Origin of the sequence: Aeromonas sp. 603757, assembly GCF_049171255.1 — a bacterium.
In the GTDB taxonomy this organism is placed as follows: Bacteria; Pseudomonadota; Gammaproteobacteria; order Enterobacterales; family Aeromonadaceae; genus Aeromonas; species Aeromonas veronii_A.
In genome coordinates, this window is record NZ_JAAKOE010000003.1 from 231,431 (window position 1) to 250,413 (window position 18,983).

Sequence of the window (18,983 nt, forward strand, 5' to 3'; positions counted from 1 at the left end):
CTTAACCTCCGGTCACCGGTGGGAAGAAGGCCACCTCATCGCCATCGTTGATGGAGGTATCGAGGGGCACCAAGGTCTGGTTGACCGCGACCAAGAGCTTGCCTACTTCCAGCGCCAGCGCCCACTTGTCGCCGCGCTCACAGAGCGCTGCGCGCAGTTGTTCGGCGGTGGCGTAGTCGCACGGCAGGTTCAGCTCATCGCAGGCCACCAGCTCTCTTACTTGCGCAAAAAATAGTACCTTGATCATGCTTGCTCCCCGCTATTTGACCCCAGCTGAAAATGGCCGGACTTGCCGCCCTTTTTCTCTACCAGCCGCACCTGTTCGATCACCATGTCTTTTTGCACCGCCTTGCACATGTCGTAGATGGTCAGCGCCGCAACAGATGCCGCCGTCAGCGCCTCCATTTCGACCCCGGTCTTGCCGGAGAGCTTGCAGAGGGTGCGGATATGCACCCGATTCTGCTCGGCCAGCGGCACTATCTCCACCTCGACTTTGGTCAAGGCCAGCGGATGGCAGAGTGGGATAAGATCGGAGGTCTTCTTGGCGGCCATGATGCCTGCGATGCGGGCGGTAGCGAACACGTCACCCTTGTGGTGCTGGCCGCTCAGGATCAGCGCCAGCGTCTCGGGGGTCATGGCAACAAACGCCTCGGCACGGGCTTCGCGCTCGGTCACCTGCTTGTCGGTCACATCCACCATATGGGCTTCACCGCTCTGGTTCAGATGCGTCAGGTTGGGCTGGGTCTGCTTGGTATCTGTCTGGTTCATCGTTTGCTCTCAGAGGTGGGAGACAAAGTTGCACGGCTTGGTGCGGGCATCGAGCTGATCGCGGATCAGTTGCTCCCAACCCAGCTGACAGGCGCCGGTGGAGCCCGGCAGACAGCAGATCAGGGTGCGATTGGCGAGTCCCGCCAGCGCACGGCTCTGCATGGCGGAGCCTTTAATCTCGGCAAAAGAGAGTTGACGGAACATCTCGCCAAAACCCTGTACGGTGCGCTCGAACAGCACACCGACCGCTTCCGGTACCCGGTTCTGTTCATTGAAGCCGGTACCGCCGTTAATCAGCACCACCTGCACCCCTTCATCGGCGATCCACTCGCTCACCTGGGCTCGAATGCGAAACAGGTTGTCGGGGCAGAGTGCCCGATCGGCCAGCTGATGGCCCGCGTCGGTAAGGGCCGAGACCAGATAGTCGCCCGAGCTGTCATCGGCGGCGGTGCGGCTGTCGGAAACCGTCAGCACGGCGATCTTGAGGGGAATAAATGCGTTGTGTTTCTGTCCCATCGGGCAGCTCCTTGTGGCTATGGGCCGTCAACGAGGCAGGAAGAGAAGGGGTATGAGAGGCCAGCTGTCAGGGCGCAAAAACGGACGCAGACAGGGGTGACCAACTTGCTCAAGCGTGTGACGGCGGGCTGATTCTATCAAAGGTTTCACGAGATATGGGATTTAAAAGACACACAAATCTGATGCTTGTCCCATATATGAACAAAACGCAGGCCGGGCAACCCCGGCCTGTCGTCGCAGGATCAGAACCCTTTCACCCCGGTCATGTCGGGCAGCTGGTGAGCTATACCCTTGTGACAGTCGATGCAGGTACTTTCACCACTGGCCAGATTGGTAGAGTGCATCTTGGCGGCACGCTGCCCCTGCAAGGAGAAGTCCATGTACTCGAAGTTGTGGCAGTTGCGGCACTCGCGCGAATCAGTCTCTTTCATCCGCTGCCACTCCCGCTCCGCCATCTCGCGTCGGTGCGACTCGAACTTCTCGCGGGTATCCACCTTGCCGGTGATCATGCCCCACAGCTCCTTGGAAGCCTGCACTTTGCGGATGATCTTGTAGGTCCACTCATGGGGTACGTGACAATCCGGGCAGCTGGCCCGCACACCGGAGCGGTTGGCGTAGTGGATGGTATCGCGATACTCCTCGAACACGTTGTCCTTCATCTCGTGACAGCTGGTGCAGAAGGCCTCGGTGTTGGATGCTTCCATGGCGGTGTTGAAGCCACCCCAGAAAATCACGCCACCGAAGAAGCCCATCAGCAAGATAACCCAGAGAGCCGCCTTCGATGGTGACTTGAAGGTGGTCCACAGACGCTGGATAAAGCCGGGTAATTTCATCTATGGATTCCTCAGTTCAGCGCTTCAACCGGTTTAAAGGTATTTTCCACCAGCGGCTTGGCATCCGCTTGCGGTACATGGCACTGCAGGCAGAAGTAGCGACGCGGCGACACTTCACCCAGGGTCAGGCCGTCGCGGGTCTCGAAGTGAGTCGGGCTGATCTTGGGGGCCTTCATGGCGCTGGCATTCTTGAAGCTGTGGCAAGCCAGGCACTTGTTGACCTTGGTATCCACCTCATAGTTGCGAATGTCGTGGGGGATCAGCGGCGGCTGATGCATGTACTGGCGATCGTAGGGCGCGCCATCCTTGCGGAAGTTTTTCAGGGGCGCGGCGGTGGCATCGGTCACCAGATCGGTGGCGCCACGCTCGGACTTGAGGCCACCGGTACTGTTGGTGATCTCGGGGGCCGCTGCCATCAAGGATCCCGCCATCAGGCAGGCCAGCATTGCTCCAATCAGCTTTTTCATTATTTGTTCTCCGACGTTTTTTCTGCCTTGACGGCAAAACCTACAGTGATTTCAAAAACTTGTTCCGCGCAGACATCGATGCAGCGGCCACAGTTGGTACACTCCTGAGCCGCAATCAAGGGCCCGTGACCGCGCTTGGCACCGTGAACAGGCCCGCGCAGGATGGGACGCTCCGGGCAGACCGCATAACAATCCATGCAGTTGTTGCACCGCTCGCGCCCCTTGGCAGAAATCTTGATAAATCCGACCCGGTTGACCAGGGCATAGAAGGCCCCCACCGGACAGAGATGACCGCACCAGCCCCGCTCAACCACGAAAAGATCGAACAGGAACAGCGCCGCAAGCAGGGCCCAGCCCGCCCCCATGCCAAACAGCAGGCCGCGCATGGCCAGCGACACCGGATTGACCAGCTCCCACGCCATCACGCCGACCACAGCAGGCACCACCAGCACCATGGCCAGCAGCCAGTAGCGGGTCGCACGGCTGAACTGGCCGTTGCCCTTGAGACCAAGGCGCCCCCGGAGCCAGGCTGCGGCATCTGTGATGAGGTTGACCGGACAGACCCAGGAGCAGAACACTCGTCCCCCAACCAGCCAGTAGCCGGTCAGCACAATGGCAGCCCCCAGCCAGAGAGTGATGATGGGCCAGTGACCCGCCGCCAGCGACTGCAACAACGTGAGGGGATCGGTCAGCGGCACCGTCTCCAGCAACAGTGAGCTGGAGAGGTTGCCCTTGAGGATCCAGATGCCCGCCAGCGGCCCCAGCAAAAACAGCGTGAGCACGCTGAACTGACTCAGCCGACGCAGCAGCAGGAAGCGGTGAGCACGCCACCACCCCAGCTTGATGCGAGCCTCTTCCCCCGGATAATGACTCATAACCCCTCCGGTTTGCGGGTGGGCAGGGTGAGCCTGTCGCCAATCAGCGACTTGCCCGCCTTGGCCTTCTCTTCCCAGCCGAGCCGGTAGTGATGACCCAGCGCCCCCTTGGCGAGCTGGCGTGGCACCACCTTGATGGCGGCCTCCTCCAGCACGCAGGCATGCTCGCACTTGCCACAGCCGGTACAGACATCGCTGTGTACCGTGGGCAGGAACATGGCGTGCTTGCCGGTACGCTGGTTGTGCTGCAGATCCAGGGTGATCGCCTTGTCAATCAGCGGGCAGACCCGATAACAGACATCGCAGCGCAGCCCCAGATAGTTGAGGCAGGTCTCGTGATCGATGAGCACTGCCACCCCCATCCGGGCCTGATCGATGTCGGTCATCTGCTGATCCAGCGCCCCGCTCGGGCAGGCCACCACGCAAGGGATGTCATCACACATCTCGCAGGGCACGGCACGCGCCTTGAAATAGGGGGTGCCGGTGGTCACAGGGTCAAACAGCCGGGCGAGCTTGAGGGTGTCGTAGGGGCAGGCCTCAACGCAGAGCCCGCAACGCACGCAGGCGCTGAGGAACTCTGTTTCATCGAGAGCGGCGGGCGGACGCAGCGCTTGGGCAGGCACAGCTTGTGCCTGCTGGCGGGCCACGCCACCGAGCCCCACGCCAAGCAGGCCCACACCGCAGGCCCCCTTGGCCATGTCGGCCAGAAACTGGCGACGACTACGACTCATCTCGCGCTCCCCCGCCTTAAGCCTTCATCACCTTGACGGCGCACTTCTTGTAATCGGTCTCTTTCGAGAGCGGATCGGTGGCGTCCAGGGTCAGCTTGTTGACCAACTGGCTCGCATCAAAGAAGGGCATGAAGACCAGTCCTTTCGGCGGACGGTTGCGACCACGGGTCTCGACACGGGTCTTCACCTCGCCACGGCGGGAGGAGACAATCACCTCTTCACCACGGCGCACGCCGCGAGCCTTGGCATCGTCCGGGTGCATGAAGAGCACCGCATCCGGGAAGGCGCGATAGAGTTCGGGCACCCGACGGGTCATGGTGCCGGTGTGCCAGTGCTCCAGCACGCGACCGGTGGAGAGCCACAGATCGTACTCTTTATCGGGCGACTCGGCGGCGGGCTCGAACGGCAGGGCGAAGATGACCGCCTTGCCATCGGGCTTGCCATAAAAACGCACCCCCTCGCCCGCTTTCACATAGGGGTCGAACCCTTCGCGATAGCGCCACAGGGTCTCTTTGCCATCTACTACCGGCCAGCGCAGACCGCGCGCTTCGTGGTACTGATCGAACGGCGCCAGATCGTGGCCGTGACCGCGACCGAAGGTGGCGTACTCCTCGAACAAGCCCTTCTGGACGTAGAAACCGAAGTGCTCGGCTTCGTCGTTCAGCAGCCCTTTGCTCTGCTCTTTCGGGAACTGGTTGACCTGACCGTTGGCATAGAGCACGTCGAACAGGGTTTTGCCCTTCACTTCCGGCATCTTGGCAATCAGCTCAGCTGGCCACACCTCTTCCACCTTGAAGCGCTTGGAGAACTCCATCAGCTGCCACAAGTCGGACTTGGCCCCTTCCGGCGCTTTCACCTGCTGGTGCCAGAACTGGGTGCGGCGCTCGGCGTTGCCGTAGGCCCCCTCTTTCTCCACCCACATGGCGGTGGGCAGAATGAGGTCAGCGGCCTGGGCAGTGACGGTCGGGTAAGGGTCAGAGACCACGATGAAGTTGCGCGGATCGCGATAGCCAGGCAGGCGATCGGTATTCATGTTGGGGCCAGCCTGCATGTTGTTGTTGCACATCACCCAGTAGGCGTTGAGCTTGCCATCTTTGAGCATGCGATCCTGCAGCACGGCGTGGAAACCCACCTTGTCGGGAATGGTCCCCTCTGGCAGTTTCCAGATCTGCTCGGCAATGGCGCGGTGCTTGGGCTCGGTCACCACCATGTCGGCAGGCAGACGGTGGGCAAAGGTACCCACTTCACGCGCGGTGCCACAGGCAGAGGGCTGGCCGGTCAGTGAGAAAGGACCATTGCCCGGCTCGGAGATTTTGCCGGTCAGCAGGTGGATGTTGTAGCAGAGGTTGTTGGCCCAGACGCCACGGGTATGCTGGTTGAAGCCCATGGTCCAGTAAGAGACCACCTTCTTGCTCGGGTCGGCATAGAGCTTGGCCAGCTTTTCCAGCTTCTCTTTGGAGACGCCGGAGAGCTTGGAGACCGACTCCACATCGTAATCCGCCACGAACTTGGCAAACTCCTCGAAGGTCATCGGCGTGGCATCGCCACTGTCCGGGTTCTTAGCTTTCTGCTGCAGCGGATCGGTCGGGCGCAGGCCGTAACCGATGTCGGTGGCCCCCTTCTTGAACACTGTGTGCTTGTTGACGAAGTCCCAGTTCACCTTGTCATTCTGGATGATGTAGTTGGCAACATAGTTGAGGATCGCCAGATCGGTCTGCGGGGTGAACACCATGCCATTGTCCGCCAGCTCGAAGCTGCGGTGCTCGAAGGTCGAGAGCACGTGCACCTGCACATCCGGGTTGGAGAGACGGCGATCAGACATCCGCGACCAGAGGATGGGGTGCATCTCGGCCATGTTGGAGCCCCACAGCACGAATGCATCGGCCTGCTCGATATCGTCGTAGCAACCCATCGGCTCGTCCATACCGAAGGTACGCATGAAGCCAACGACCGCAGAGGCCATGCAGTGACGGGCATTGGGGTCAATGTTGTTGGAGCGGAAACCGGCCTTCATCAACTTGGCGGCGGCATAGCCTTCCCAGACGGTCCACTGGCCGGAGCCGAACATGCCGACGGCGGTCGGCCCCTTCTCTTTCAGGGTCGCCTTGAACTTCTCGGCCATGATGTCGAACGCCTGATCCCAGCTGATGGGGGCAAAGTCGCCATCCTTATCGAACTGGCCGTTCTTCATCCGCAGCATCGGCTGGGTCAGGCGATCCTGGCCGTACATGATCTTGGAGAGGAAGTAGCCCTTGATGCAGTTGAGGCCACGGTTGACCGGTGCATCGGGGTCGCCCTGAGTCGCCACGACCCGACCATCCTGAGAGCCCACCAGCACGGAGCAGCCGGTACCGCAGAAGCGGCAGGGAGCCTTATCCCAATGGATGGCCGTCTTGTCGGTACTGGTGATGAGATTGGCTGCCAGCGTGGGGGCACTGACACCGGCCACGGCAGCGGCAGCTGCCACCGCGTTGGCCTTCATAAAGTCGCGTCGACTCAGCTTCATGGCATATCCTCACATTGCTTATCGCGTAATAGTTGTCGAATCTGTCGAACGGGAGCCAGCCATCAGCGGCAGAGGGCGCGCCCGGCATCCCATCACTCTTTTCAGTGACCGCCCAGTTCATCGAACTGGTGGTAAATCAGGGCGGCTGAGAGCACGCCCGGCATCGCCTGTATCGCATCAATGGCCGCCATGATCGGCCGCTGGCTCGGACCTTCCAGGGTCACGACCAGCTTGCCCTCGTCACTGACGGCGTGGATCTCGGCCCCCTCAAGGGCGCCAATCTGCTCGGCGAGCTGATGGCGCAAAGGGGGCTGGGTCAGCACCACCAGACTCGATACATGGAACTCCTGATCCATTGTGGCTTCTGTGTCACACGGCTTCTGACTCATTCTGACTCCTGCTTGAGGGTGGGCTGGCTCGCACCACCGGATGGGGCGGCTCGCCCGTCGACCTTGATGCTGCCAACTGGACAATCCTGCACACAGGCGCCGCAGCCATTACAGCGATCCGGCTCGACCGTCGGGGTGGGCACACGCCCCAGCACCGGAATAAAGCGAATGGCATTGGGCTCGCAGCTGTCCTGACAGCGCTGGCAAAACACCTGACCATTGGCCAGACAGTTGGCCTCGATATGGGCCTTGTAGTGCCAGGGGGACTCGCTGGTCGGGCGAAACAGCGGCACCTTGCAGACCGTGACGCACTCGGTGCAGAAGGTGCATTCGCCACGCTGGAAATCGACCACCGGAAAACCGCCCTCGCCATTCACCAGGATCTGCTCCGGACAGGCGGCCAGACAGTCCCCGCAGCGGGTACAGTCGGCGACAAATGCCGACCAGTTGACTGACCAGGGCAACTGCACCGGCGGTTCGGCGGTTCTCAGCCGCCCCCGGAACAGGCCGCGGCGGGCAAGATCGATCTCATCCGGCATGTTGACTCCTGTTCTGGTGAAAAAGGGGACAGTGCGAGTCCATGATTGGCATTCTTGATACCAATTATAAGAGTGGGTGTATATTGCGGCCCTGACAAGGTAAGGGATATACCACCAGGGAGATAAACAGGGGGGATTCTTGCGCCAGATCAAAGCCTTGCAGCGCAATAAAAAAGGAGGTGTCGGTTAAAATACCTCCATGTGAGGATTGCTATTTAATCGTTGGCGATTTTTGCGGTTATCCGCCGATCGAGGCGAGATGAGGGGTGATACCGGCATTGCCCTCATGGAGACGATGGGTGGCACTCTTGCCCGCCAGTGCCGCGCGAATACGCTGTTGCAGCTCATCAGATTGCCCATCTGCGCCGAGCAGATCCCGCAAGTCGATGCCGTTGTCGCCAAACAGGCACAGATGCAGCTTACCCAGCGAGGAGACCCGCAGCCGGTTGCAACCGGCACAGAAATCCTTGCTGTAGGGCATGATAAGCCCCACCCCGCCCTGCGAATCGGGGTGCATAAAGACCTGCGCCGGACCGTCATCCGTGCCCCGCAACTGCTGCACCCAGCCACTCTCCAGCAAGCGCTGTTTGATCTGCTCCCCGCTGACATGGTGGTCACGAAACAGGGTATCCATCTCGCCGGTCTGCATCAGCTCGATAAAGCGCAGCTCGATGGGCTTGTGCCTGATCCAGCCCAGAAAGGCATCGAGCTGGTAGTCGTTGAGCCCCTTGAGCAGCACAGCATTGATCTTCACCGATTTGAAACCGGCGGCCAGTGCTGCTTCGATCCCCTCCATCACCTCGGCCAGCTTGTTCTCACCGGTGATCTGGTGAAACTGGCGCGGGTCGAGACTGTCGACACTGACATTCAGCGCGTTGAGTCCGGCATCAAACCACTCCTGAGCCCGCTCCTTGAGGCGATAGCCGTTGGTAGTCATGGCGACCTTCTCGATACCCGGGGTGGTGGCAATCACCTTGACGATCTCGGTGAAATCGCGGCGCAGGGAGGGCTCGCCCCCCGTGATGCGCACCTTGCGAGTACCCATGGCGGCAAAACCGCTGACCACGCGGCGGATCTCGTCAATCGAGAGAAAGGGTTGACGCCCCGCTTTGTGACCTTCGGGGGGACGATAACCGTCAGGCAGGCAATAGGTGCAACGGAAATTGCACACATCGGTCACTGACAGACGCAAATAGTAAAAACGACGGGAAAAACCATCTTCAAGTGGCAACATAAACACCTTTCCAAATACGGGAGGCCAGGGCATTTCTTTCCTGACCCTTACAGCTCGAACGTCGGCTGACGGCTGGTTTTCCCCTATCGCTAGGACTTAGGCAAAACCGCTCGGAGTTCATCTAGTTTTTCGATGCTAACACAAGTTGGAGTACACTCCCACGCATCTTGCGGGGTCCTTATCACTATTCAGAGGTGCGCATCAGTATGGGAAAACGGTTCAGGGTCCATTCGGTCAGCAGTGCCATTGGCCGCGCCATGGTGTTGATCCTCTTCATGGCCAGCCTGATCGCGCTGGTCGCCATGGTCACCCTCTTCTACTCGGTACCCGATGCCAAGGCGATCAACCTCTCCGGTTCGCTGCGGATGCAGGCCTACCGGATGGCCTACGAAATCGAGCGGGGCGACAGCGTGCTGGGGCGCCTCTCCCAGTTTGAAGAGACCCTGCACGCCGAAGAGCTGCAGGAGACCCAGCGCTGGATCACTCCTGCCTCCCTGCGTCGCACCTATGGCGAGGTGCTCGGCCAGTGGCAGGTGATGCGCCAGCACATCGAGGATCGTACCCCCAGACGGTACACCGATAACACCGAGCAGTTTGTGGCGGCCATCGACAATTTCGTCAATCAGATGCAGTACCACGTGGAATTCAAGGTGCGGATGCTGGCGCTTGCGGAGGGGCTCGGCCTGCTGGCCATCATCACCATCGCCTGGTTCACGGTGCGCTTCACCCGTCAGCAGGTGGTCGCCCCCCTCAACCAGCTGGTCTACTGTGCCCGCCAGATCCAGCGGCAGGATTTCGATCTTAAGCTGCCCGCCCACGGCGAAAACGAGCTGGGGGAGCTCTCGCGCGCCTTCGTCACCATGGCAGACGAGCTGGGCAAGCTCTATCGGGAGCTGGAAAACAAGGTGGAAGAGAAAACCGCCAAGCTGCAACAGGCCAACGACACGCTCTCGTTTCTCTACTCGACCGCCCAGAAGCTGCATGCTGCCCCGCTCAGTACCCGTACCCTCATCAAACTGCTGGACCGCGCTGCCGCCCACCAGCATATCGACCATATCCGGCTGACCCGCTTCGAGCACAACGCCATGCCGGTCTACATCTCTGGGCGCACCGGCTGGCCCGGCGATCTCGATGCGGTCGCCAGCTTTTATCTGCAGATGGATGAGCAGGAGTTCGGCCGCCTCGACATCATCAGCCAACACCCCATCGATGAGCGGTTGATTAAAAACTTCACCATGCTGCTGGCTCAGGTGCTGCACAAAGACCAGACCCTGCTGCAACAGCAGCGACTGCTGCTGATGGAGGAGCGGGCGGTGATCGCCCGCGAGCTGCACGACTCGCTGGCGCAAGCCCTCTCCTATCTCAAGATCCAGTCCACCCTGCTCAAGCGCTCTTACGCCAAGGGGCAGCATGACAAGGCGCAGGAGGCGATGCAGCAGATCGACGAGGGGCTTAGCAATGCCTATACCCAGTTGCGCGAACTGCTCGGTACCTTCCGTCTCACCATTGGCGATGCCAATCTGGGGGAAGCGATCCGCGTCATGCTTGATCAACTGCAGCCTCAGACCCAGGCCGAAATCCGGTTCCATTACGGACTGGCCGACAACGACTTGGAGGCGGGCCAGCATATCCACATTTTGCAGTTGATCCGTGAGGCAGTGCTCAATGCCATCAAACATGCCAACGCGCAAGTGATTGATGTTAGCTGTGAGACCCTCGCCAGTGGTAACATTGAGGTTCAGATTTCAGATGACGGTGTCGGGATCGGACTCGCCAGCTCGGCGATCAACCATTACGGGTTGAGCATCATGAACGAGCGCGCCAGCAAACTGCACGGTCTGCTGACCATCAACGAGCAGCAACCACAAGGCACCTGCGTGCATCTGACCTTTCCCACCAGTCTAACGAGAGACGCCTGATGGACGAGATGAAATACACAGTTCTGGTCGTAGATGACCATCCCCTCATGCGCAAAGGGATTGTGCAGCTGCTGGCTCTGGAAGAGAACATGGAGGTGACCGGTGAAGCCTCCAACGGCACAGATGCCGTGGCGCTGGCCAAAGAGTCCGAGCCGGATCTGATCCTGCTCGACCTCAACATGAAGGGGCTCTCCGGCCTCGATACCCTCAAGGCGCTGCGGGCCGAAGAGATCACCTCCCGGGTGGTGATCCTCACCGTCTCCGATGCCCGTCAGGATGTGGTGGCTTTGCTTAAGGCCGGTGCCGATGGCTATCTGCTCAAGGATACCGAACCTGATCTGCTGCTGACCCAGCTGGCCGACGTGATGACGGGTAAACAGATCCTGAGCGAGCCGCTGCGCCCCTATCTCGAAAACATCTACGAGCTGGATCACCTGCAGCAGAAGCTGGAAAGCTTAACGCGTCGCGAAATGCAAATCCTGCGCGAAATTGCAAAAGGCCTCTCCAACAAACAGGTCGCCTCGGTACTCCATATCTCCGAGGGAACGGTCAAGGTTCACGTGAAGAGCCTGCTGAAGAAACTCGAGGCACAAAGCCGCGTGGAAGCGGCTGTCATGTATCTGGAGCAGCGCAACTAAGCGCCCTCAACCTCCCGAAAAGCCACCCTCCGGTGGCTTTTTTCATTCTCTGGCACAGTCGCTGCATTGTCATATTCAGCAACTACTCAATGGAGGATGGAACATGAAACTACAACCTTTGGCACTGTTCCCCTTGCCTTCCCACATACTGCCGGGCGGCAAGCTTCCTCTGCGTCTGTTCGAGCCACGCCACCTGCAGATGCTCAAGGAGTCATTCATCAACGATCAGGGCTTTGGCATCGTGATGGAAGAGTCGACCACCTCGGGACAATCCGGCCGCATTCTGCCGGTGGGCACCCGGGTCAAGGTGACCGACTTCTACACCCTCAATGATGGCCTGCTGGGTGTGACGGTGCTGGGACTGGAGCGCTTCTGCATCCACGAGATGGAAACAGACGAGATGGGCCTGCGCCGGGCCAAGGTGGAGATGCTGCCCAACTGGCCGAGCACCCACTCAGATTTCAACGACAAGCTGCTGGTCAATCGCCTGCGGGAAGTGTTCGAGCAGTATCCGGAGCTTGATGAGCTCTATCCGGACAAGCGCTTTGAAGATGCCGCCTGGCTCTGCCAGCGCTGGCTCGAGATATTGCCGATGCCGATTTATGAAAAGCAGATGCTGATTGCCAAACAAAACAGCGAAGCGGCCCGTAAATTTCTGCATCGCCTGATTTCACAATGACAAAAACAGCGTTGCAAAATGCAATTATTCCAACAATGAAAATGTGAAATTCGCATTTTGCGAGTAAGTAGGAACGCAAAACGCCATAACAAGAGAGAGCCGCTGCGCTAAACGGCCAAAATTGAACACAAAAGAGTCCTGAAAAAGTTGGCACAGATTTTTCATATAGATTGATACAACCCGATTTATCCCGTGCTCTCTTCAGTATTTGCTGAAGAACTGGTCAACCCACAAAGTTGACCATTTTTTTTATCCGCGCGTCGGCAACCGCTGACCAAAGTGACGCTGCAAACACTCTCTCAACCGTGACAAGGTGATAGGCTTGGCGAGAAAGTCATCCATCCCCTGCGCCAGACAGCACGCCTTGTCCTCCGCCATCGCATTGGCCGTCAGGGCGACGATAGGCATGGTGCATCCCAACTCACGCAAGCGTCGGGTCGCTTCCAGTCCGTCCATCAGGGGCATCCGCATATCCATCAGGATCAGATCCGGGAGCTGCTCATCCACCTGCGCCAGCGCTTCCAGACCATTGGCAGCCAGCCGAACCTTGCCCACCAGTTTTTGCAGCATCAGCGACACCACCAGCTGATTCACCGGGCTGTCCTCCACCACCAGCACATCCAGTGGCAACCGTGCCGAAGCCCCCTCCTCCCGCTGCGGCTGGCTATGGCAGGGTAGCGCCATGCCGGGCAGTTCGAACCAGAAACAGCTTCCCTTGCCCGGCTCGCTCTTCAGGTGGATCTCTCCCCCCATAAGCGTCACCAGACGCTTGCTGATGGCAAGACCGAGGCCGGTACCGGAAAAACGCCGGGTGGCCGAGTTGTCGACCTGGGAGAAGGGTTCAAACAGCAGCGCCTGATCCGCATCAGCGATCCCGATCCCGGTGTCGGAGACCGAGATCAGCAGCTTCTCATCCTGCCAACCCAGATGGAGAGTGACCTCTCCCTGTTCGGTAAATTTGAGGGCGTTGTCCAGCAGATTGCCCATCACCTGGGTAAGACGCACCGGATCTCCCTGCAGCTCGGCAGGGACAGCTTCATCTACCCGATAGCTCAGTGTTATGCCCTTGCCGTCGGCACGGTTCTGCAACGGTTCGATCACGGATTGACACAACTGGATCGGTTGCAAGGTCTCGCAATGGAACACCAGGGTCTGGGACTCGATTTTAGAGAAATCGAGCACATCGTCGATGATGGTCTGCAGCAATCTGGCAGAGTGGGTGGCATGACGTAGCAACTGCTTCTGCTCGGGTGCCAGCTCGGCGTGTAGCACCAGGTCGAGCATCCCCAGCACCGCATTCATGGGGGAGCGGATCTCGTGGGTCATCATGGCAAGAAACTGGGATTTGGCACGGTTGGCCGCCTCCGCATCGTCCCGTGCCCGCGCCAGCTCCTCTTCACGATGGATCTGGTGGCTGATATCGCGTGCGGTACCGCGATATCCCGTAAAAGCCCCCCCATGATCAAAACAGGGTTCGGCACTCACCTCCATCCAGCGGGGGCCGTCGAGCATCGCAACCTGCATGCGTACAGCCCGAACCGGTTTACGCTGCTCCAATAGGTCGAGATATGCCTGTGACTCGGTACTCTGCTTGTTGCAGACATAGTCATAGAGGGTCGGCCGGGTTGCCAGCGGGGTCATCTCGTCAAGGTAACCGGGCTCGGAAGCATAGCTGAGCCGGTGTTCGGCATCGGTCTCCCAGAACCAGTCGGAGGCCATGGCGGCAAAACTGCGAAAACGGCGTTCACTGGCCTGCAGGGCCTGAGTTTTTAAATCGACCTGCTCCTGCAAGCGGGCCCGATAGGCAATGTTGACCAGCGCTTGTGAAATCAACGGACGGCAGCGCTGCATAGCCGCCTTGCTGGTCAGATCGAAGGAGCCGGCCAGTGAGTGCCGACAGAGGATAACGGCGGTAAAGCCGGGGGCCTGCAGCCCGGTCAGCATCAGGCTGGCCCAGCCCGGCTCGCTCGCCAGCGGTGCCAGCTCAGGCAACTGGAACGGGTCATAGATCACCAACGTCTCTCCGGCAATGGCACGAGCAAAGGCCGGGGTCATCAACCAGCTGCGACCGCACTGTTCCGGCTCGGTACTGAGGTGGGTGATGCCCTGTTCCCCACTCCAGGCCACCACATCCGCATGTTCAAATCCAATAAAGGGCTTGAGCACTTGAATGAGGCTCTCCAGCACCTGCTCCAGCGTTTTGGCATCAGCCAGTGTGGCCACCCCTTTCAGCAGGGTATGGGATTCATGACGATACTTGGCCTCGCGCTCGCGACAGCGCATGAGATCGACCAGGGTCGCCTGCAGTTTGTCGCCAAGGGCTTCCAATTCACTGTTGCCAATCATCTTGTATCCTGCTCTGCTCAAGCGGTCAGAAAGATCACACTCGATACCATCAGGTTGCCGTGGGCCAGCTCGCCATTGGGCAGCCGCCCCTGCTCGCCGAAGGTAAAGGGGGTGATAAAAGGGATCTTGCCGAGGCGAGCCTGGCTCTGTTCGACAAATTGGCACAACATATCACCTAGCGCCAAACGACAACCAGCACAAAAGATGATGAGAGCGCCGATAGGCTGCAATTCCACATCGACCCCATACCCTGGCTCGACGCGCATGGCATTGAGGCTGCGCTGCAACAACCCTTCCTGACTGCTGTACATCAACAGCAGACGCTCCCCTTGCACCACATCGGTAAAGAGCCGCAGCCCGCCCTGTTCGGTCACAGCTTCAGGATGGGAAAGTTTGTAGTAAGGAATACCATCCAGCGCTCCCACCTGACGGGCCAGCGGGGTGAGCGTGGTCTCCCGCAAAATCGCCCCCACCGGCCAGGGCTGCTCGCGACCGCACCAGCGGGCATAGACCTCGGCAGCAGGCTGGTGATCGATGGTGAGTACCTCCCGCCCGTTGCAGGCGGTGATCTCACCACTGAATTCGGCAGGCACATAACCGGAGTGAAACTGAAAAGCCAGCTGGCAATCGGGATAGAGCACCGCCAGACCGATGCCATCCTGAGCCACCGCCTCATCCCAGCAGAGCTGCCAGTCACCGCTGACGCTGCTATCAGCCGCGGATCCACCGACCACCGGCACCGAGGCACCGAGTTCTGCCTCGATTCCGGCCAGCAGCCCCTCCTCCTTGCCGGGACTGGCATGAAACAGGATCAGCTGGGGCAGCTCGCCCGGTCGACCACAGTCGCTCATGGCTCGGCGCAGCAACTGCCGCACATCCACCCCGTCACCGCTGGCACCGGCTACCCCGAATGCCCCTTTCTCATCGTACAGAGCAGCAACCGCCAGCCCATATCCGTCTCGGGCGTGGTGTCCCATATCGGTCATGACACCACCGCAAGAGCTGCACCCAAGCAGGCGGGTCGTCGGGAACTGGCATTTGAGCGCGTCGCGCAGTATCGCCCCCTCATGGGCTTGGGTAAAATAGAGCAACAGCAGGGAGGGGGCCTGATCGGCATGGTGGCGCAGCTGCGCGCAGATATCTTGGGCCGCCAGCGATGAATTCTGGGCGAGGGAGTGAACGGTCAGAAATTTCAACACCATCTCCTTGTTTTATCGAATGGCAGCCTCAAGCAAAAATCATACCTTTATCAAACAATTATCTCGCTTCGCTTGCTAACATAGCGGTCAACTGAGACCAATGACAGGACGCCCATATGTGGCAAAAAAACATCAATGACTTCGATCGGGTCGTTGCCATCGGTGGTGGCCATGGCATGGGGCGAGTGCTTTCGTCCCTCTCGTTTCTCGGTCAACGGCTCACCGGCATCGTCACCACCACAGATGATGGCGGCTCGACCGGACGCCTGCGCAAGAGTCAGGAGTGCATCGCCTGGGGCGATCTGCGCAACTGCCTGAACCAGCTGGTCACCGATCCCAGCATCGGCAGCCTGTTGTTCGAATACCGCTTTGCCGGCAAAGGCGAGCTGGCGGGCCACAACCTTGGCAACCTGATGCTGCTGGCACTCGATAATCTCTGTGTCCGTCCTCTTGATGCTATCAAGCTGATCAGTGACATGCTCAAAATAGAGTCACAATTGCTACCCATGTCTGAATTTCCCACCGATCTCTGCGCCCATATGGAGTGTGGCACCCAGATCCTGGGAGAGGTATCCATCGATCAACTGGCAACACCCCCCCTCTCCCTCGGCCTGATGCCGGAGGTGCAAGCGACCCGCGAAGCGGTGCTGGCATTGCAGCAGGCGGACATGATCATTCTGGGGCCGGGCAGTTTCCTCACCTCCATCATGCCGCCATTGCTGCTGGCCGAGATCGCCCAGGCCATCAACGAGAGCAGCGCCATGCTGGTTTTCGTCTGTAATCTGGTGGCGGAAAACGGCCCTGCCAGCCAGCTGGATCTGATGAGTCAGTGTCGCTGGCTGGAATCCCGGGTCGGTCAGGGTCGGCTGGATGCCATCCTGGCCCCACAGGGCTCGAGTGATGCGGGGGGCTGGCAAGGGCGTGTGATCGAAGCCGAGCTGGGCGAGCTTGAGCTGCCCCATCGGCACGATCGATTGAAGCTTAAACTGGCGCTGGACCGGATCATCCAGCAACTGCTCAACCAGCGTTAGGCAACGGTCACTGCGCCCCGGCACCCCTGCATGGCGCCGTTACTGATAATCGGCAAGAAACGCGAGCACTTGGGGCAAGGAGGCCTCCAACAGTTGCAACTGGCGCTCTGCCTCTGCCACATCGGCCTGCTTGCTGGCCATCTCAAGTGCCATCACCTGCTGATAACTCGGCATGGCGCCATAGCTGCCACAGGATGATTTCATGCTGTGCGCCACCCGAGCCAGCGCCTCCCACTCTCCCTGTTCATAGAGGGGTCTGAGCTGACTCAGCTGCTCGCCCACCTCTTCAATAAAGACTGCGATGACCACGGGCAGCATATCCGGACCGATATCCTCTGCCAGCTGCTGCAACACCTTGCGATCCACCCACTCCATGCGAGGCTCCTCCAGAACGGTATTCAAACAGACCATACTATAGATAGTTTTCGATGTCGTGGCTCACGACCAGGCAGTGATGAAGCACCCGATTGGATGGCTCAGGGAATAAAGTGGCAAAAAATGTGATCAGTATCGAAATAGCGATGCTCAAACGCCCGTCAAGACAACAACTTGATTGCCACAAATTAACAATTGATCAACACTCAATGCCGTCAGAGTGATGATGCTCAGCAACACCTCTCATCCCTTTTGCCTTTTATGGCTGCTGCGAAGAACCAGGGTAGGTATCTACCCTGGTATTTTTTTATCTTGCCCAAGCGCAACCCGATTGGTCGCCACCCGCTCCCCAAGCCGGAACAGATTGAATTCGCCGGGGGCCATCTTGATCCAGTTCTCATTGCCGGTCAGCGGCCGCGTCGTGACCAGCGTCACCACATCGTTGGGTGTGGTCTCGCTCTGGAAATCGATCACCACCTCCTCATCCAGCAAACTCGCCTCGCCAAATGGCGCGCAGCGAGTCAGCCAGTGCAGGTTGTTGCTGCAGTAGCTCATCACATACTCCCCGTCCGAGAGCAGCATGTTGAACACCCCGAATGCTCTGAGCTCATCACACAAGGTGGCCATATAGCGAAACATGGCGGGAAAGTTTGCAGGACGCTTGGGGTACTTCTGCTCCAACCGGTCGAGCAGCCAGCAGAAGGCGTGTTCGCTGTCGGTATCCCCTACCGGACGGTGGCGACCGGTTTGCAGCTTCTTGTAACCGGTCAGCTGACCGTTGTGGGCGAAGGTCCAGTAACGGCCCCACAGCTCACGGGTAAAGGGGTGGGTATTTTCCAGTGACACGCAGCCACGATTGGCCTGCCGAATGTGGCTGACCACAGCGCAGCTCTTGATGGGCAGCGCCTGTACCAGTCTGGCGATGGGAGATTGGGCGCTGGGCTCGGGATCCTTGAAGGTGCGAAAGCCCTTCCCTTCGTAAAAGGTGATCCCCCAGCCATCCTTGTGGGGCCCGGTCTTGCCGCCGCGCAGCATCAACCCGGTAAAGCTGAAGCAGATATCGGTCGGCACATTGGCACTCATGCCGAGCAGTTCGCACATATCCGGCAGACTCCTTTCATGATTTGGCTTGTGTCATGTTCGACCAGCACGCTGGTTCGACAGACAGCAGGGGAAGGCGCAATCCCTTCCCCTGTGACTGGCAACAACCGGCCGATGGCGAACCATGCTACCGGCGTTGCCCTTGTCTGGTAGTGACAGCCTGATTACTTGGCCATCTCTTTTTCGACCAGCTGGATCAGGATGTGGATCACCTTGATGTGCACTTCCTGAATACGGTCGGCATAGCCAAAGTGCGGCACGCGGATCTCGACATCCGCCAGACCTGCCATCTTGCCGCCATCCTTGCCGGTCAAGGCGATCACTTTCATCCTTTTGGCGCGGGCCGCCTCGATGGCTTTCAGGATATTGCCGGAGTTGCCGCTGGTAGAGATGCCAAGCAACACGTCGCCACGACGGCCAACCGCTTCTACGTAGCGGGAGAAGACATAGTCATAGCCAAAGTCGTTGGAGACGCAGGAGAGGTGGCTCGGATCGGATATGGCGATACCGGCATAACCCGGGCGGTTCTCGCGGTAACGACCGGTCAGCTCTTCGGCGAAGTGCATGGCGTCACAGTGGGAACCGCCATTGCCACAAGAGAGCACCTTGCCCTCTTCTTTGAAAGAGTCGGCCAGCAGTTTGGCGGCCGCTTCGATGTTTTTCAGGTTCTGCTCATTAGCCAGGAAGGCCTGCAGCACGCTGGCAGCTTCGGTCAGTTCATTGCGGATCAATTCTTGGTACATGATGTCTCTTCCACTGTTTTTAGTGTGCGTGTAGATCCCGGCTATTCTCGCACAAGCGAATCGCACAGTCGCCCCCCTGCGAGCCACAGCGCTG

Annotated in this window: 20 protein-coding genes and 1 riboswitch; of the genes, 4 read left to right on the top strand and 16 right to left on the bottom strand. The window is 59.3% G+C overall.

What is annotated here, in order from left to right; genetic code table 11:
• Position 1: 1 nt before the first annotated feature.
• The 11 genes from moaD to moaA form a co-directional block, all read right to left on the bottom strand.
• Positions 2-247, bottom strand: coding sequence for a molybdopterin synthase sulfur carrier subunit (moaD, locus tag G5332_RS04655; protein WP_323913156.1), 246 nt, complete (start codon positions 245-247; stop codon positions 2-4).
• Positions 244-768: a cyclic pyranopterin monophosphate synthase MoaC gene (moaC, locus tag G5332_RS04660; protein WP_421207955.1), complete on the bottom strand. Its 525-nt coding sequence runs from the start codon at positions 766-768 to the stop codon at positions 244-246. The genes moaD and moaC overlap by 4 nt, the downstream gene beginning before the upstream one ends.
• A 9-nt stretch (positions 769-777) precedes the next feature.
• A complete protein-coding gene (moaB, locus tag G5332_RS04665; RefSeq protein ID WP_064340970.1) occupies positions 778-1,284 on the bottom strand; it encodes a molybdenum cofactor biosynthesis protein B in 507 nt (168 codons plus the stop codon).
• A 242-nt stretch (positions 1,285-1,526) separates the two neighbouring features.
• On the bottom strand, positions 1,527-2,117 hold the full coding sequence (locus G5332_RS04670) for a cytochrome c3 family protein (protein WP_005353459.1): 591 nt from the start codon (positions 2,115-2,117) through the stop codon (positions 1,527-1,529).
• Positions 2,118-2,128: 11 nt separating this feature from the next.
• Entirely contained in the window at positions 2,129-2,584 is a 456-nt protein-coding gene (locus G5332_RS04675; RefSeq protein WP_005334452.1) for a nitrate reductase cytochrome c-type subunit, read from the bottom strand.
• Positions 2,584-3,459 (bottom strand): quinol dehydrogenase ferredoxin subunit NapH, encoded by an 876-nt coding sequence (gene napH / locus G5332_RS04680; RefSeq protein ID WP_213386468.1) that lies wholly within the window; start codon positions 3,457-3,459, stop codon positions 2,584-2,586. Before napH ends, G5332_RS04675 begins: the two co-directional genes overlap by 1 nt.
• Complete coding sequence (gene napG / locus G5332_RS04685; RefSeq protein WP_421311148.1) at positions 3,456-4,190, bottom strand: ferredoxin-type protein NapG; 735 nt, start codon at positions 4,188-4,190, stop codon at positions 3,456-3,458. Before napG ends, napH begins: the two co-directional genes overlap by 4 nt.
• Positions 4,191-4,206: 16 nt before the next feature.
• The gene (gene napA / locus G5332_RS04690; protein WP_064336553.1) at positions 4,207-6,696 is read right to left on the bottom strand and encodes a nitrate reductase catalytic subunit NapA; all 2,490 of its coding nucleotides are present in this window, start codon (positions 6,694-6,696) and stop codon (positions 4,207-4,209) included.
• A gap of 101 nt (positions 6,697-6,797) precedes the next feature.
• Positions 6,798-7,052, bottom strand: a complete 255-nt coding sequence (locus G5332_RS04695) for a chaperone NapD (RefSeq protein ID WP_031227438.1) — start codon at positions 7,050-7,052, stop codon at positions 6,798-6,800.
• A 29-nt stretch (positions 7,053-7,081) separates the two neighbouring features.
• Positions 7,082-7,624 (bottom strand): ferredoxin-type protein NapF, encoded by a 543-nt coding sequence (gene napF, locus G5332_RS04700; protein WP_139430237.1) that lies wholly within the window; start codon positions 7,622-7,624, stop codon positions 7,082-7,084.
• A 238-nt stretch (positions 7,625-7,862) separates the two neighbouring features.
• Positions 7,863-8,858: a GTP 3',8-cyclase MoaA gene (gene moaA, locus G5332_RS04705; protein ID WP_041202199.1), complete on the bottom strand. Its 996-nt coding sequence runs from the start codon at positions 8,856-8,858 to the stop codon at positions 7,863-7,865.
• Positions 8,846-8,986: riboswitch (molybdenum cofactor riboswitch) on the bottom strand. (Overlaps the previous gene by 13 nt.)
• 78 nt (positions 8,987-9,064) lie before the next feature.
• Here moaA and narQ point away from each other — a divergent pair.
• The 3 genes from narQ to G5332_RS04720 all read left to right on the top strand — a co-directional run bounded on the left by narQ (position 9,065) and on the right by G5332_RS04720 (position 12,094).
• Positions 9,065-10,777, top strand: coding sequence for a nitrate/nitrite two-component system sensor histidine kinase NarQ (narQ, locus tag G5332_RS04710; RefSeq protein ID WP_201937096.1), 1,713 nt, complete (start codon positions 9,065-9,067; stop codon positions 10,775-10,777).
• Positions 10,777-11,415 (top strand): two-component system response regulator NarL, encoded by a 639-nt coding sequence (gene narL, locus G5332_RS04715; protein WP_204420481.1) that lies wholly within the window; start codon positions 10,777-10,779, stop codon positions 11,413-11,415. The genes narQ and narL overlap by 1 nt, the downstream gene beginning before the upstream one ends.
• 103 nt (positions 11,416-11,518) lie before the next feature.
• A complete protein-coding gene (locus G5332_RS04720; protein WP_005334473.1) occupies positions 11,519-12,094 on the top strand; it encodes an LON peptidase substrate-binding domain-containing protein in 576 nt (191 codons plus the stop codon).
• Between the two features lie 249 nt (positions 12,095-12,343).
• On the opposite strand, the gene G5332_RS04725 is transcribed toward G5332_RS04720, so the two are convergent.
• Together G5332_RS04725 and G5332_RS04730 are read right to left on the bottom strand one after the other, a co-directional pair.
• Positions 12,344-14,440, bottom strand: a complete 2,097-nt coding sequence (locus G5332_RS04725) for an ATP-binding protein (RefSeq protein ID WP_421249125.1) — start codon at positions 14,438-14,440, stop codon at positions 12,344-12,346.
• 17 nt (positions 14,441-14,457) lie between these two features.
• On the bottom strand, positions 14,458-15,642 hold the full coding sequence (locus G5332_RS04730) for an FIST signal transduction protein (RefSeq protein ID WP_421172030.1): 1,185 nt from the start codon (positions 15,640-15,642) through the stop codon (positions 14,458-14,460).
• A 113-nt stretch (positions 15,643-15,755) separates the two neighbouring features.
• On the opposite strand from G5332_RS04730, the gene G5332_RS04735 reads away from it, so the two are divergent.
• The gene (locus G5332_RS04735) at positions 15,756-16,670 is read left to right on the top strand and encodes a gluconeogenesis factor YvcK family protein (RefSeq protein WP_216951738.1); all 915 of its coding nucleotides are present in this window, start codon (positions 15,756-15,758) and stop codon (positions 16,668-16,670) included.
• A gap of 39 nt (positions 16,671-16,709) precedes the next feature.
• On the opposite strand, the gene G5332_RS04740 is transcribed toward G5332_RS04735, so the two are convergent.
• The 3 genes from G5332_RS04740 to lpcA all read right to left on the bottom strand — a co-directional run bounded on the left by G5332_RS04740 (position 16,710) and on the right by lpcA (position 18,889).
• Positions 16,710-17,045, bottom strand: coding sequence for an Hpt domain-containing protein (locus G5332_RS04740; protein ID WP_005353511.1), 336 nt, complete (start codon positions 17,043-17,045; stop codon positions 16,710-16,712).
• Between the two features lie 291 nt (positions 17,046-17,336).
• Positions 17,337-18,146, bottom strand: coding sequence for a class II glutamine amidotransferase (locus tag G5332_RS04745; protein ID WP_421249124.1), 810 nt, complete (start codon positions 18,144-18,146; stop codon positions 17,337-17,339).
• Between the two features lie 164 nt (positions 18,147-18,310).
• On the bottom strand, positions 18,311-18,889 hold the full coding sequence (gene lpcA, locus G5332_RS04750; RefSeq protein ID WP_421249123.1) for a D-sedoheptulose 7-phosphate isomerase: 579 nt from the start codon (positions 18,887-18,889) through the stop codon (positions 18,311-18,313).
• Positions 18,890-18,983: the final 94 nt, after the last annotated feature.

Coding starts and splice junctions, on each gene's coding strand:
- G5332_RS04725 (WP_421249125.1), bottom strand. CDS start 14,440: ATGATTGGCAACAGTGAATTGGAAGCCCTTGGCGACAAACTGCAGGCG.
- G5332_RS04740 (WP_005353511.1), bottom strand. CDS start 17,045: ATGGAGTGGGTGGATCGCAAGGTGTTGCAGCAGCTGGCAGAGGATATC.
- G5332_RS04670 (WP_005353459.1), bottom strand. CDS start 2,117: ATGAAATTACCCGGCTTTATCCAGCGTCTGTGGACCACCTTCAAGTCA.
- G5332_RS04720 (WP_005334473.1), top strand. CDS start 11,519: ATGAAACTACAACCTTTGGCACTGTTCCCCTTGCCTTCCCACATACTG.
- G5332_RS04730 (WP_421172030.1), bottom strand. CDS start 15,642: ATGGTGTTGAAATTTCTGACCGTTCACTCCCTCGCCCAGAATTCATCG.
- G5332_RS04735 (WP_216951738.1), top strand. CDS start 15,756: ATGTGGCAAAAAAACATCAATGACTTCGATCGGGTCGTTGCCATCGGT.
- narL (WP_204420481.1), top strand. CDS start 10,777: ATGGACGAGATGAAATACACAGTTCTGGTCGTAGATGACCATCCCCTC.
- napG (WP_421311148.1), bottom strand. CDS start 4,190: ATGAGTCGTAGTCGTCGCCAGTTTCTGGCCGACATGGCCAAGGGGGCC.
- G5332_RS04745 (WP_421249124.1), bottom strand. CDS start 18,146: ATGTGCGAACTGCTCGGCATGAGTGCCAATGTGCCGACCGATATCTGC.
- moaC (WP_421207955.1), bottom strand. CDS start 768: ATGAACCAGACAGATACCAAGCAGACCCAGCCCAACCTGACGCATCTG.
- lpcA (WP_421249123.1), bottom strand. CDS start 18,889: ATGTACCAAGAATTGATCCGCAATGAACTGACCGAAGCTGCCAGCGTG.
- G5332_RS04675 (WP_005334452.1), bottom strand. CDS start 2,584: ATGAAAAAGCTGATTGGAGCAATGCTGGCCTGCCTGATGGCGGGATCC.
- napA (WP_064336553.1), bottom strand. CDS start 6,696: ATGAAGCTGAGTCGACGCGACTTTATGAAGGCCAACGCGGTGGCAGCT.
- moaB (WP_064340970.1), bottom strand. CDS start 1,284: ATGGGACAGAAACACAACGCATTTATTCCCCTCAAGATCGCCGTGCTG.
- napF (WP_139430237.1), bottom strand. CDS start 7,624: ATGCCGGATGAGATCGATCTTGCCCGCCGCGGCCTGTTCCGGGGGCGG.
- G5332_RS04695 (WP_031227438.1), bottom strand. CDS start 7,052: ATGGATCAGGAGTTCCATGTATCGAGTCTGGTGGTGCTGACCCAGCCC.
- moaD (WP_323913156.1), bottom strand. CDS start 247: ATGATCAAGGTACTATTTTTTGCGCAAGTAAGAGAGCTGGTGGCCTGC.
- narQ (WP_201937096.1), top strand. CDS start 9,065: ATGGGAAAACGGTTCAGGGTCCATTCGGTCAGCAGTGCCATTGGCCGC.
- napH (WP_213386468.1), bottom strand. CDS start 3,459: ATGAGTCATTATCCGGGGGAAGAGGCTCGCATCAAGCTGGGGTGGTGG.
- moaA (WP_041202199.1), bottom strand. CDS start 8,858: ATGTTGCCACTTGAAGATGGTTTTTCCCGTCGTTTTTACTATTTGCGT.